Annotated in this window: 10 protein-coding genes; 2 read left to right on the top strand and 8 right to left on the bottom strand. The window is 53.1% G+C overall.

Annotated elements, in window-relative coordinates:
* Positions 1 to 42 precede the first annotated feature (42 nt).
* From E1162_RS10615 to E1162_RS10605, 3 genes are all read right to left on the bottom strand, one after another.
* Positions 43 to 1,668 carry a thiamine pyrophosphate-binding protein gene (locus E1162_RS10615; RefSeq protein WP_155130943.1) on the bottom strand — a complete coding sequence of 542 codons (1,626 nt, stop codon included), beginning with the start codon at positions 1,666 to 1,668 and terminating at the stop codon, positions 43 to 45.
* The gene (locus tag E1162_RS10610; protein ID WP_155130510.1) at positions 1,668 to 2,939 is read right to left on the bottom strand and encodes a CaiB/BaiF CoA transferase family protein; all 1,272 of its coding nucleotides are present in this window, start codon (positions 2,937 to 2,939) and stop codon (positions 1,668 to 1,670) included. Before E1162_RS10610 ends, E1162_RS10615 begins: the two co-directional genes overlap by 1 nt.
* 292 nt (positions 2,940 to 3,231) lie before the next feature.
* Positions 3,232 to 4,005 (bottom strand): potassium channel family protein, encoded by a 774-nt coding sequence (locus tag E1162_RS10605; protein ID WP_155130508.1) that lies wholly within the window; start codon positions 4,003 to 4,005, stop codon positions 3,232 to 3,234.
* A gap of 491 nt (positions 4,006 to 4,496) precedes the next feature.
* Between E1162_RS10605 and E1162_RS10600 the strand changes: the two genes are divergently transcribed.
* Both E1162_RS10600 and E1162_RS10595 read left to right on the top strand, forming a co-directional pair.
* Positions 4,497 to 5,570: an efflux RND transporter periplasmic adaptor subunit gene (locus E1162_RS10600; protein WP_155130506.1), complete on the top strand. Its 1,074-nt coding sequence runs from the start codon at positions 4,497 to 4,499 to the stop codon at positions 5,568 to 5,570.
* 3 nt (positions 5,571 to 5,573) lie between these two features.
* Positions 5,574 to 8,720, top strand: coding sequence for an efflux RND transporter permease subunit (locus E1162_RS10595; protein ID WP_155130504.1), 3,147 nt, complete (start codon positions 5,574 to 5,576; stop codon positions 8,718 to 8,720).
* Positions 8,721 to 8,778: 58 nt separating this feature from the next.
* Here E1162_RS10595 and E1162_RS10590 read toward each other — a convergent pair whose 3' ends face one another.
* The 5 genes from E1162_RS10590 to E1162_RS10570 all read right to left on the bottom strand — a co-directional run bounded on the left by E1162_RS10590 (position 8,779) and on the right by E1162_RS10570 (position 13,878).
* Entirely contained in the window at positions 8,779 to 9,675 is an 897-nt protein-coding gene (locus E1162_RS10590) for a tetratricopeptide repeat protein (RefSeq protein ID WP_155130502.1), read from the bottom strand.
* A 102-nt stretch (positions 9,676 to 9,777) separates the two neighbouring features.
* Entirely contained in the window at positions 9,778 to 10,725 is a 948-nt protein-coding gene (locus tag E1162_RS10585) for a tetratricopeptide repeat protein (RefSeq protein WP_155130500.1), read from the bottom strand.
* A gap of 403 nt (positions 10,726 to 11,128) precedes the next feature.
* The gene (locus tag E1162_RS10580; protein WP_155130498.1) at positions 11,129 to 11,908 is read right to left on the bottom strand and encodes an ABC transporter ATP-binding protein; all 780 of its coding nucleotides are present in this window, start codon (positions 11,906 to 11,908) and stop codon (positions 11,129 to 11,131) included.
* Positions 11,905 to 12,660 (bottom strand): ABC transporter ATP-binding protein, encoded by a 756-nt coding sequence (locus E1162_RS10575; protein WP_155130496.1) that lies wholly within the window; start codon positions 12,658 to 12,660, stop codon positions 11,905 to 11,907. Before E1162_RS10575 ends, E1162_RS10580 begins: the two co-directional genes overlap by 4 nt.
* 9 nt (positions 12,661 to 12,669) lie before the next feature.
* Positions 12,670 to 13,878 (bottom strand): branched-chain amino acid ABC transporter permease, encoded by a 1,209-nt coding sequence (locus tag E1162_RS10570; RefSeq protein WP_155130494.1) that lies wholly within the window; start codon positions 13,876 to 13,878, stop codon positions 12,670 to 12,672.
* Positions 13,879 to 13,881 lie beyond the last annotated feature (3 nt).

Genomic DNA, 13,881 nt, shown 5'->3' with positions numbered 1-13,881 from the left:
AGCGGAGCACTCTTCTAATGAGATGCGCCGCTTTTTATTGGCTTACAGCCTGCCGGAATACGCCCCGCGTGGAATGCGGCAAGCAAGCAACGTGAAGGTGTCACGATCCAGCGCCGCAGATGCTTCCTTGGCGAGCGACTTCGCATCATCCACCCAAACACCGTGACCGCCATAGGCATTCGCTATGGAAACAAAGTCCGTCCCCTCAAAGTCTACGCCGAGATTTTCCAGCTGGTTTGCCCGCTGCTTTAGCTGGATGAGCGCAAGGCTGGTATCTACGAAAACGCAAATGATGACAGGCAGTTTTTTGTCTCTAAGCACTGCCAGCTCGCCCAGCCCCATTTCTAGTCCCGCATCGCCAACGAAAACGAGGGTCGGTGTATCCCGATCAACCATTTTGTAGCCCGCTCCGAGGGGAAGGGCACAGGCCATGGTGCACAGAGCGGAGCTTTGTAAGAAAGTGCGCGGCTCATAACACTGCCAAATCTGGCTCGCCATAATCCTGTGAGCGCCGCTATCGGCAGTAACAACGCAAGTTGGTGGCATCGCCTCACGCAAACCATGAACGATTGCGGCAGGCCCCCAACTTTCTTCCTTAATCGCGAAGGTGTCAGCGAGCCGCTCCTTTATTTGCGCTAATTGCTGCTCCGGCCATGGCGCTTGAGGCGCTGCAATCCCTTCACCGAGCGCACCAATGGTGAGCGCAACATCGCCAATTAGCTGGTGAGTGACCGAATGCATGGAGTGGTGGCGTGGGACCGGCGTTACCTCGATCACCGGCTTATCGGCAGGCCAAGGGTTGCGCCAGTTTATACGCATCTCAATAGGGTCATAGCCAAGCAGCAAAACCAGATCAGCTTCATCCAGAAGCGGCAGCAATATGCTGTCGGCTCTCGGGGAGAGACCAGCCCCGCCAAGAGACAGCGGGTCTCGCTCATCAAGAAGGCCCTTGCCCTTGTAAGAGGTGATGAGCGGAATGCCGAACTTGTGGCAGAACTCGGTTATCTCTTGGCCGGCCTCACCGTTGACCGCTTCTACTCCCGCAATAGCCACGGGGCGCTGGCTTTCCGCGAGCAGGGTGCGGGCGCTCTCGAGAGCCGGTCCTGCGGGCACAAATGTGGATTGGGTACCAATGGCGCAAGAGCGAAGCGGCTCCTCCGTGCTGCCCTCGGCAACAGAGATCGGCACGTCAATGTGAACGGGACCGGGCTCGCCCTCCATAGCAATCGCAATGGCTTTGTCCATCACAGCGTTGAGGGCGCCTTTTTCTGCCTTAAGGGATGCTTTGACTATGGGTTTCAGCAGGGCCTGATGATCGAAAACCTGATGAGTATAGGTTTGCGCTGTGCTGCCATCCACGCAGCCGCTTAGGAAAATGAGCGGCACCTTATCTTGCAGGGCATTCGCAACAACGTTGACGGCATTGGCAACACCCGGGCCCAGAGTTGCAAGCAGCACTACAGGGCCGTCCTGCCCCTTGCGGCGCATTGCATGCCAAGCCCCTTCAGCCATAAACCCGCCGCTGTTCTCGTGCTTGCAAAGGGTAAAGCTCAGTCCCGCTTTATCCAGCCCGTCCATCAAAGCCAGTACTTCGCCGCCGGGAATGCCAAAGGCATAGCGGGCTCCGGCTTTTGCTAGTTTTCTGGCAATAAGGTCCGCTCCGCGCATCATTGGTCGTCGTCTCCCAGTTTGATAATCCCTTTTTCGGCAAGCTCTTGTAAGCGCTCCGTGCCAAGGCCGAGCTGATCCTGCAGAACCTCAAAGGTGTCTTCTCCCAGTAGCGGAGGCGGGCGGCGGTACTGCACGGGTGTTTCGCTAAAGCGGATAGGATTGCCCAGCAGATCCACATGGCCTGATGCAGACGTCGGATGGGGCATTGTGATTTTCATTTCCCGCGCTTTAACCTGCGGATTTGCAAACACGCCTGCCAGATCGTTCACTGGGCCGCAAGGTACGCCGACTTTCTCCAGCGCCTTGATCCAGTCATTGATGCTTCGCGCTCTGGTTAGATCATTGATGAGAGGAATGAGCGCTTCTCTGTTGCGCACGCGATCGGCATTGGTTTTGAAGCGTTTGTCGGTGGCAAGGGCCGGATTGCCCGCAACGTCGCAAAACCGCTGGAACTGCTCGTTGTTGCCAACGGCTAGAATAAATTCACCATCCTTGGCCGGAAATGTCTGATAGGGAACGATGTTGGGGTGGCCGTTGCCGATGCGCTGGGGCACTTCGCCCGAAGTCAGGTAAGCCGTGCCTTGGTTGATTAGCCACGCCACTTGGCTGTCTAGCAGAGCGATGTCGATATACTGACCTTTGCCGCCGCTATTGCGGGCATTCAGCGCTGCGAGGATAGCCGTAACCGCATACATGCCGCACATGACATCGGTAATGCCTACGCCGATCTTCGTGGGGTGTCCGCCCTCATTGTCGGGAAATCCGGTTAGGGACATGATCCCGCCCATGCCTTGGGCCAGAAAATCATAGCCAGCCCGTTTCGCATAAGGGCCGGTTTGCCCAAAGCCGGTGATGGAACAATAAATCAAGCGCGGGTTTAAGCTGCTTAGCGCCTCATAGCCAAGGCCACGCCGCTCAAGATCACCCAGCTTGAAATTCTCGACCAGAATGTCTGCCCGCGATGCAAGCTGCTTTACAAGCTCAACGCCCTCAGCATCCGCTATGTTGATGGTGACAGAGCGCTTGTTGCGATTGGCGCAAAGATAGTAGGCGCTTTCGTTGGTGTCGTTGCCATCACTGTCTTGCAGAAACGGAGGGCCCCAGCCGCGTGTGTCATCACCTTTTTCAGGGTGTTCGATCTTGATGACCTGCGCTCCAAGGTCGCCAAGCATCTGAGTACAGGTGGGGCCTGCCAAAATACGGGTAAGATCTAGAACCACTAATCCGGCAAGAGGGCCTGTGCGATCGGGGTTGGTATTACGCGTCAAGGCTTGTGTCCTGTTCTGGCTAGTCTTAGCCCTAGGCTAGCCTTCCAATAATAAATGTCTGGTCAATAAAATGCTTCGCCCACGCATCGCCATTGCGGCAAAGCGAGATCGAGTACTCCAGCATTTTCGGAAAAAAGAAGAGGAAAGGGCAAGCCTTGTATCTTCACAAAATGGAGAGCCAAGACTTGCACAGGAATCCCGATTTACCGGTGATCTTCTTGGTGTATCTTTCAGCTCTGGCCTCAGAGCTTTCCGGTGAATCAGTTATACCTCACGTAGCGTTTAAAAAGACTTACTGCCACTCGCCTTCTGTCGGAATATGAATGGTCCGGCCGCAATGCTTGCAGTGCACAGCATCAAGGTCATGCCTGTTTAAGCCACAGTCCGGACACGTATATTTGACCTTGGTCGGGCGGAAAATCGTCTGGATCAGCCGCAAGAAAAGCGCCACGCCGAAGATCATAATCAGAATCGTGATGAAGCGACCCACCGTGTCGGTCATGATGATGTCGCCAAACCCCGTGGTGGTGAGGGTCGTCACGGTAAAGTACAGCGCATCCATGTAGCTGTTGATCTTGGGGTTGATGTCTTCTTCCAGCACAAACACCACAGCGGTGATGAGGAAGATAAACACCAGCAAATTCGTGGCGGATTGAATGATCTCTTCGTTACGACGGAACCAACTGGACATTCCTCGCAGCTCTTTAAGAACATGGTAGGAGCGCAGCAGACGCAGCATACGAACAACGCGCAAGAAGCCGAGATTGTCGAGGAAGGTCGCCGCAAAGAGCGAGAAAATGACGATCAGGTCGGCAATCGCAGTGGCGTCTGTCATTGCTCGCAACGGGCGCGGAGATATGTAGAGGCGGGCAATATAGTCTAGCGTAAGGACTGCGCCGATTGAGTAATCGAGCCAAAAATGATGAATATCTGTCCAAACTGTGGCTGAAATAATGAAGTAACTGATTGTCACCAAATCAAAGCCAAGTAGAGCGAATCGGAAAACGCGGGCTGGTGTCGATGGGCCAAAATATAAGCGCTTAATGCCGTTGCGGAACTCTTTCATCGGGTGGCCCTGACCTTTAATAGGCTGGTGAAAACTAGATATATTTAGGCAGTTTAAGCGTGTTTGCCTAACATTTGGCAAGCTTGACGCGAAAATTCTCCGCAATTGCAGGACACCGTTTTATGCAAGAGCGCCGCTTTTCAAGATTTTGCAAGGCGGCCCCTACGACAAGTTGGCAGCAATGGGGAATCGATGATGTGCGTCACAGATATCTTCCATAAATGCCTTTACCTCCATGCGTCGAATTGGGCGACGGGGGGCATTTCTGCTTGCCACGGCGAACGCAATAAAAACTCGAAGTGCGCGGGCATCAATGAAACAGTTACTTCCCTATAGTAATCTGATAGTAATTTAATTGTCCAAGCTACTCAAATTGGCCAGCGAGTGAGAAAATGAATAATAAAAGTCTCGTCTCTTGGATGGGTATACCATTTGTTAAGCGTGCCGTAGTCGGAAATTTGGCAAAATTTTCATTGGCATGTTCGGTCGTTATGGCCGCTCCCCAAATTTCCTTTGCGCAAGATGCTGAAAATGCTCAAGCAGCTGCGCCGCGTCCGGGCGTTATTGTTGAAGAAGTCCGCAAGGAAAAAATCGAGAACCAGCGCGTGTTTGCAGGCCGAACTGAGGCTGTAGCTCGCGTAGAGTTAATCGCTCGTGTTGGTGGATTTCTCGACCCTCTCAAATTCTCAGAGGGCCAGATTGTAGAGGAAGGCCAGACGCTATTCGTCATTCAAAAAGCGCCCTACGAGTTTGCTGTAGAGCAGCGAAAAGCAAATCTGGAGAGCGCCAAAGCGCAGCTCGATCTGGCCAAGCTGGATTTTGACCGTAAAGAAAAGCTGGTAGCGCGTGACACGGTTTCCGTCTCCGAGCTTGATGTGGCAAGGGCAAACCAGCAAGAAGCGCAGGCAAATGTCGATTTGCGGCAGGCGGACTTAAGCCTTGCTGAGCTGGACCTTAGCTATACCGAAATCAAATCCCCTATGAAGGGCAAGGTCGGTACCGCCCGCTTTAAGGATGGTGCATATGTGACCAGCCAGAGCGGCACTTTGGCAACCGTTACCAAACTTGACCCTATGCGCGTTGCGTTCCCTGTACCGCAGGCCTTGATGCTGCAAGGGCAGCGTCTTCGTGTTTCTAACGAAGATATGGCAAAGTTGACCCTGCGCCTGTCAGATGACAGCATTTACAACCATGAAGGCAAAATCGAGTACTTCGACGCCGTTGCCAATCCCGGTACCGACACAGTGACGGTACATGCACTGTTTCCAAACCCAGACGGATTGCTGTTCGATCAGCAGTTGGTGGATGTAATCGCCGAGCAGCGCGACACAGCCCCTGTTCTTGTGGTGTCACAGGCAGCACTTTTGATCGATCAGGACGGCCCTTACGTTCTTCTGGTGAACGATGAAGACAAGGTCGAGCAACGCCGCATCTCTGTAGCTGATCAGGTGCAGGGCAAAGTCATTGTCCAAAATGGTCTGAAAGAGGGTGATCTGGTTATCACCTCCGGCATTCAGAAAGTGCGTCCGGGTGTTGAGGTCAACGCGAAACTGGCGGGCCAATAAATCATGATTTATGACGTCTTCATACGCAGGCCCCGCCTTGCACTGGTGATATCGATCCTGATTACGGTGATCGGTGTCATCTCCATGATGGTCATTCCGGTATCGCAATACCCGACAATCGCCCCTCCAACCGTGCAGGTTCGCGCAACGTTTATCGGTGCTGATGCGTTGACGGTGGAAGAAAGTGTGGCACAGCCTATTGAAGGGGCTGTGAACGGCGTGGACGGCATGCGTTACATGAAGTCCGCTTCTTCCAGTGATGGTAGCTATACGCTGACTGTGTACTTCGACCTGACCGTCGATCCTGATATCGCTGCAGTTAACGTGCAAAACCGCGTTAGCACGGTGGAATCGCGATTGCCGCAGGAAGTGCGCTCGCTCGGTGTGAACGTCACAAAAACTGCGGGCGATATGCTGCAGGTCTTTGCGTTCTATTCGCCAGAGCAGACCCACGACAGCTTGTTCATTTCCAACTACGTGACCATCAACATCATCGACGAATTGAAGCGTCTTCCAGGTGTTGGTGATGCGCAGGTTCTGGGTGCGCGTGACTACTCCATGCGTATTTGGGTCAATCCGGACAAGCTCCGCGCTTTGAACCTGACAACGCAGGACGTGATTACAGCAATTCAAGCGCAAAACCGTCAGGCTGCGGTGGGCCGTATTGGTGCAGCTCCCGTATCCGATGACCAGCAGCTCCAGCTAACGGTGACCTCGCGTGGTCGTTTGAATACGCCTGAAGAGTTCCAAAACGTCATTTTGCGAGCAAATCAGGATGGCTCCGTTGTCCGCTTGAAAGATGTTGCCCGTGTTGTCTTGGACTCTGAGTCCTATGACTGGATTGCTGACTATAACCAGCAGCCCGGCGCTATCGTGGGTATCTACCTCACACCGGGCGCAAACGCTGTGGCCGTGGCTGAATCGGTCAATAAGCGGCTTGGAGAACTCTCGGAACGCTTCCCTGAAGACTTCACGTTCATCTCGATTTTTGACACCTCGCTCTTCGTGAACGAGATGATCTCCAAGGTTATCCATACGCTCATCGAAGCGTTCGTGCTGGTGACGATTGTGGTCTATGTGTTCCTTGGGCGCTTCAGGGCAACGCTTATTCCGCTTATCGCCGTTCCCGTGTCGATCATCGGCGCAATTGCCGTAGCCAATGGTCTCGGCTTTACCGCGAACACCATCTCCCTGCTGGCACTGGTGCTGGCGATCGGGATCGTGGTGGATGACGCCATTATCGTGGTGGAGAACGTTGAACGCGTTATGCACGAGGAGCCTGACTTAACCCCCGCGCAGGCAACCTCTAAAGCGGTGGGTGAAATCGCAGGGCCTGTGCTGGCGATTACCTTCGTGCTTTTGTCGGTGTTCGTGCCGGTGGCGTTTCTTCCGGGTTCGTCCGGTGTGCTCTTCCGAGAATTTGCGATCTCCATTTCCGCAGCGATGGTTCTCTCCGCCGTTAACGCGTTGACGCTGTCTCCGGCCCTTTGTGCGATCTTGATGAAGCAGGGACACCTGACTGGCATCATGGCGAAGGTGTCAGGTGCGATTGATGGGATGGGTCATGCCTACGCCAATTTCATCAAGCGCATTGTGCACTTGTCGGTTATCTCCATCCCTGTGGTGATTGGCTTCTTCCTGCTCAGCTACTTCTTCGTCAGCATTACGCCAGACGGCTTTGTGCCGGACGAAGATAAGGGCTACGCGCTGGTAATCGCCAACCTGCCACCGGGTGCTTCGCTCAACCGAACTGATGCGATTATGCGTGAGGCGGATGACATCATCCGTCAGGACCCTGCGGTTCACTCCACCACGCTGATTGCTGGTTTCGACATCCTGTCAGGCGGTGGTACGGCTTCCAACGCCGGTGTGATCTTTGTGAAGCTGAAGGATTATGAGGAGCGCACCAGCTCGGACATGTCATCGTTCGCGTTTGTGAACCGCATGTTCCCTAAACTCTCCGGCTTTACCGAGGCAACCTTCTTCCCGGTTAACCCGCCTGCTATTGACGGTATGGGTTCTGTTGGTGGCTTTGAATACATCATGGAAGGCCTGCAAGGCCAAAGCCCGAACGATATGGCTCAAGTCGCCCGTTCATTGATGTATTCCGCTTCGCAGAGCAAAGATGTTGCTGGCTTCTTCACCACGTTCAACGCGAACACTCCGCAAGTGTCCGTGGTGTTGGATCGTGACAAGGCGCAGGTCTTGGGCTTGAACGTTGCTGATGTTTATCAGGCGCTCCAGACCATTCTGGGTGGCTATTACATCAACGACTTCAACCTCTATGGCCGCTCTTGGCAGGTTCGCCTGCAGGCAGAGCAGAACTTCCGCTCTGAAATCGAAGACATCTCCCGCGTCAACGTTCGCAACGACAAAGGCGAGATGGTCGAGCTTTCATCGGTGGTTCAAACAGACCTTTCACAAGGTGCCAACAACATCACCCGCTATAATAACTACCGCGCTGTGAGCTTTAACGGCAACCCGGCACCGGGGGTTGGTATGGGGCAGGCGATGGATGCGATGGAGCAGGTCTCTGCAAAAGACCTTCCTGAGGGCTACGCCTATGAATGGACAGGTATTGCATTGGAACAGAAGGAGGCGGCAGGCCAAACCGGTCTTGTGCTGGGTCTTGCGTTCCTGTTTGCCTACCTCTTCCTCGTCGCGCTCTATGAAAGTTGGAATACGCCAATTCCGGTTCTGCTTTCTGTGGCTCCTTCCATTGCTGGTGCCTTGGGTAGTTTGTGGCTCTTTGGTTTGTCATTCGACCTTTATGCCCAGATCGGTCTGGTTATCCTGATCGCGCTGGCAGGTAAGAACGCGATTTTGATGAACGAGTTCTCACTCGAAAAGCGTATCGAGGGCATGAGCATCTTTGAATCTGCGGTTGAAGGTGCGCGTCTGCGTTTCCGTCCGGTGATGATGACATCGCTGGCGTTCTCGGCAGGTCTTGTGCCGCTCGTTCTTTCCAAAGGTCCGGGTGCGGGCGCAATGGTCGCCGTTGGCGTGCCAGTGCTCTCCGGTATGGTGGTGTCGTTCACCGTTGGTATCTTCTTGATCCCGACGCTCTACACCATCTTCCAGTGGATGCGTGAAAAGACCGGCTGGACCATTGAAATGGGTAAGGCCGCTCGAAGCACCGAGATCAAATAGAACAACAAAAAACCCCGCTCTTTCGAGCGGGGTTTTTCTTTATCTGAACGACCTTGAATTAAGGGCATTCTGTCAGTTCGGAGAAGGAGCACTGCATTGCAAGCTCGGATACTTTCTCCAAATCTGCTTCACTCAAATCAGCGCTGTATTTATCAAAAGCAGGGCCGCCGGGACCATCGTTGTCGATGGAAACCTGAAGCCAAACAAGACCAGACATGATGTTCTGCTCAATGCCTTTGCCTTTAATAAAGCGCATAGCCAACTGGCGCTGAGACTCGGAGTTACCCATTTCAGCGGCGCTGCGGTAAAGAGCGGTAGCTTTTACAGGGTCTGCTTCACTGCCTCGGCCTGCATCAATCAAGCCAGCTGCATACTGATAACCTTCCGCGTCGCCCAGTTCGCCAGCTTCAAGATAGAGCTGCTGCGCTTTTGCGAAGTCCTGCGCAATGATGTCGCTGCTAACGTGGTAGCGGGCAATTTTCTTGTAAGCTTCGGTGTTCTGCATTTCCATGGCGCGGGTGTAAAGGTCAAACGCTTTCTGCTCATCCATCGGGATGTCTTGGCCATAGAAGTAGAGGTCTGCAAGGTTGACGATAGAGCCTTCATGGTCTTGGGCAGCAGCTTTGCCATACCACTCGACAGCTTTTTGCGGGTCTTTTTCCGCACCCCAGCCGTTGGCGTAAATCTGTCCAAGGTCATACTGAGCGGTCACGAAGCCGTTTTCGGCAGACTTGTGATACCACTTCATCGCTTCCGGCTCGTTTTCTTCAACGTCATTGCCGTAATAGTAGGCTTCGCCAACAAGGTATTGCGCTTCAGCGTTACCTTCGTTGCCAGCTTCAATAAGCTGCTCGACGCTCATGTCGCTGAGGTCAACTTCTTCGCTTGCATGCGCGGTAAAAGGTAGGACTGTAAGGCACAGCGCGGCGACGAGGCCACGGATAGGAGAGATCATGCTTTTTTCTTCTTTTTCAGTATTTTATGAAAGAAGAAATACGGACAATCACATGTCTTGGGAAGGTGCTCCCAATGTTTATCAAGGTATATCGATGTTTGCTTATTGTCCTGCGGGAACAGAAGTCATCGGTTTGCCGCCAATAATCGGGCAAGCTTTAAAATCTGAGAGCAAGCACTCTACGGCACGCTCTTCAATGAGTTCGAGATTGTCTTCGGAAAGATCTCGGGAGGCTACTCTAAATAGGGTAGCGTTGTCTTCTCCCATCAGCATTGCAACGCGCATCCAGACAAGCCCTTTAAAAAGCTTGCTCTTATTGCCGTACCCCAAGACCAAACGTATGCCCAAAATAGACTGGGCGTAGGCATCTCCCATGAGGGCTGCTTGCTCAAAATGCAGATTGGCGCTGTTTTGGTCTTGATCACCGCCGTAGCCCTGTGACTGGAGCACCGCGAGATAGACGTAGCCCTTTGGATCGCCGAGCCTGCCCGCAAGCTCGAACCATTTTCGTGCTTCCTCGCAATCTTGAACGACCACATCGCCGCGCATAAAGTAGAGCCCAACCTCCGTGTATGCCTTGGCGTTGCCGACATCCGTCGCCCTCATATAGTAGTCGAGTGCTTTTTCCGGGTCAGGGTCTAGCAATTCACCTCTTTCAAGCAGCTTGGCGAGCGACATCATGGAGAGTTCATGCCCCTTCGCTGCTGCCATCTCAAACCAGTAGATGGCCTCTTTCGTGCGCTCCGGAGTAGGTTCGATTAGTGAAAGTATTCGGCCTAATCGATACATAGCAAGAATACTGCCTTGTTCAGCAGCCAAGGTCAGCCAGTACTGCGCTCTCTCAAAATCCTGATCGACTTTATTTGCGACTATGTAAGCCATTCCAATGTCGTACAGCACTTTCGCTTCTTTGTGCTCTTTGTGCAGCTGATACTCAGGCAGCACTTCACGGTCGCTTTTGTACCAAGGAGCTGACTTGGCAAGAGACGGCGTAAGGGCAAAACACAGAAGTGTTGCTATGAGCGCTGGCAGACGGGCGAGGGCGGGCATAGGGGCTTCTAAGGGTGAGAGCAGCGAGGAAATTTTCTGTTCTTTTCTTGGGTGCCTATAAGAAGCATAGTTGCATCGATAATTGAAATGAAAAAGGGCTGCTATCTAAAGTTTATTTCCATTTTAATTAAGTGCGTTGGAATAATTGTTATATGGCAACGTAGCTATACGTAATGTTTTAGCAGATCTCTGCCATAATTGATTGAAATGGTAATTTGAGTAACTAATTCCGAATTCTGAAATTTAAATAAAATTGTATCTATTGAGCCTTGTTTACTGATTCCTAGAGAAGAATTCTCCAAAAGAATCAGTGTTTTTATTGATTTCTGATTTTCAGCAGACAAAGAAAAGCCCCCGCAAAACTGCGAGGGCTCTTTCAGGGGTGCCAGCCGGTTAAGGCTGGTCAAATCGCCAGATAGTTCTGACGAAGTTCTTCGTTGTCGAGCACTTCCTGAGCGGTGCCGTCAAACACCACCTCACCCATGTCGAGGATCACAGCGCGATCTGCCAAGTTCAGTGCAGCAACAGCATTCTGTTCCACGATAATGGTGGTGATGCCCAGTTCCTTCACGTTGATGAGAATGCGCTCGATTTCCTGCACGATAACAGGGGCGAGGCCCTCGTATGGCTCATCAAGCAGAAGCAGCTTCACATCACGGGCCAGAGCGCGGGCAACGGCCAGCATCTGCTGTTCGCCGCCGGACATGGTCACCGCTTCCTGCTTGGCGCGTTCGGCAAGGCGAGGGAAGTGATCATAGATACGATCCAGCGACCAGCCATGTGGCTCGGCAATTTGAGCCAGCTGAAGGTTCTCTTCTACGGTCAGGCCGGGGATGATGCGGCGATCTTCCGGCACCAGCTGAATGCCGCTGCGAGCTGCTTGATAGCTTTGCATCTCGTGAACGGGTTGGTGGTCCAGCCAGATTTCACCGCGTCGCAGTGCAGGATCATCTGCACGGGCAATGGCACGAAGGGTTGAGGTTTTGCCTGCGCCGTTACGGCCCAGAAGGGCGAGGATTTCACCCTCGCGCACTTCAAAGGAAACACCTTGAACGATGTAGCTCTCGCCGTAGTAAGCGTGCAGGTTCCATGCAGAAAAGTAAGCATGGGCACCACCTTGGGCGCGGGCTGGCGGGACAGCAGGAGCCTTGCGTCCTTTGAACTGGTCTTCAAACAAGGTCATATGTGCGCCCCTCCAAGATAAGCTTCCTGCACCCGCGGGTCGCCCTTAATGTCCTCCGGCTTTCCTTCGGCGATCACTGTGCCTTGCGCCAGAACGCTGACCTTGTTTGCCAGCGAGAACACCACATGCATGTCGTGTTCAATGACGATCTTGGTAATACCGCGTTCGCCAATTCGCTTTAGAAGGTCAATGGTGTTGTTGGTATCCGCACGGGACATGCCCGCAGTTGGTTCATCCAGCAGCACCAGTTTCGGGTCTTGAACCAGACACATGGCAAGCTCCAGGCGACGTTTGTCGCCGCGGGAAAGAGAAGCGGCCAAAACATCTTTCTTCTCGGCAAGGCCGATGTCTTCCAGAATACTCTCGGCTTTATCAAGGATTTCGCCGCGCTTCTGAACACCGTTCCAAGCGTTGAAGGAGAATGACCCGTCGTTGGAAGCAAGTGTCGGAATGATCACGTTATCCAGAATGGAAAGATCAGAAAAAATCTCCGGTGTCTGGAATACGCGCGACACACCAGCTTGATTGATCTCGTGCGGTTTGATGCCGATGAGGTTCTTGCCCATGAAGGTCACGGAACCGGTATCGGGTGTTAGTTTGCCCACGAAGCAATTGAGTAGGGTGGACTTACCTGCCCCGTTAGGGCCGATGATGGCGTGTACATTGCCTTCTTCGATGGAAAGGTTCACCTCGTTCAGGGCTTTAAGGCCGCCAAAGCTCTTGTTTACCCCTTCGACTTTTAAAATTTCCATGGGGTACTCCTATTCTGCAGCCTTGGCGCTTGGCACTGCGCCGTTGCTAGACGGGCTGCTTGAAAAGCGCTTTTTGACGAAAGCGGAAATCCTGCGCAGACCTTCCATAATGCCGCCCGGCAGGAAGATAACTACGAGCATGAACACGATGCCGAGGGTGAGGTGCCAGCCTTTACCGATGAACGGGTGGATGACGAACACAAGAGCATCTGCAACACTTTCCGGCAGACCAGAGAACCACTGGTACAGGATGTTATCGTTGATCTTGGAGAAGATGTTCTCGAAGTACTTGATAAAGCCAGCGCCCAGAACTGGTCCGAACAAGGTACCGGCCCCGCCAAGAATGGTCATCAGAACCACTTCACCACTTGCTGTCCACTGCATGCGCTCGGCGCCTGCCAACGGGTCCATGGCAACCATCAAGCCACCTGCAAGACCTGCGTACATGCCTGAGATAACAAAGGCTGCAAAGGTGTATGGCTTGGAGTTAAGGCCGGTGTAGTTCATGCGCTGCTGGTTAGACTTAACCGCTTTAAGCATGAGGCCGAAAGGTGAGCGGAAGATGCGAACCGACACATAGAACGCAAGGATCATGATCACTGCGCACAGGTAGTAACCAGCGTTGAAGGTGAATGACCAGCCACCCAGAGTAAGGTCCCAGCTATCGCGCATTGCAATGCCAAAGATGCTCGCTGGTGGGATGGAACCATCTACCTGAGAAACGCCGAGGATACGCGGGTCATCGAGAGCCAGCTGTAGGCCGGTTTCACCGTTGGTGATCGGGGTGAGCACCGAGTAAGCCAGCGAGAACGACATCTGCGCAAACGCAAGGGTGAGAATGGAGAAGTAGATGCCAGAACGGCGCAGGGAAACATAGCCCACCAGAATGGAGAACAGGCCTGCAACCACCATGGACATAAAGATCGCAGGGATCACGTCCATAGTCAGCAGCTTCATCATCCAAACGCCAGCGTAGGAGCCGACCCCAAGGAATGCAGCATGGCCGAAGGAAAGGTATCCGGTTAGGCCGAAGAGCAAGTTGAAGCCGATAGCGAAGATTCCGAAAATCACAAAACGCTGCATCAGATCCGGATAACCGGCGTTGAACTGGGCAAGCTGTGAGGTTTCTGGAAACGGGTTCAGGATGAATGGAGCGAACATTGTCATGCCGACAACGATCAAAAAGAGTGAGGTGTCTTTTTTGTTCAATCCGAGCATGGG

It is taken from the genome of Pseudovibrio flavus (genome assembly GCF_009711345.1).
GTDB classification, from domain to species: Bacteria; Pseudomonadota; Alphaproteobacteria; order Rhizobiales; family Stappiaceae; genus Pseudovibrio; species Pseudovibrio flavus.
Note: the sequence above shows the minus strand (reverse complement) of the source record. Positions and strands in the feature narration are given on the sequence as shown.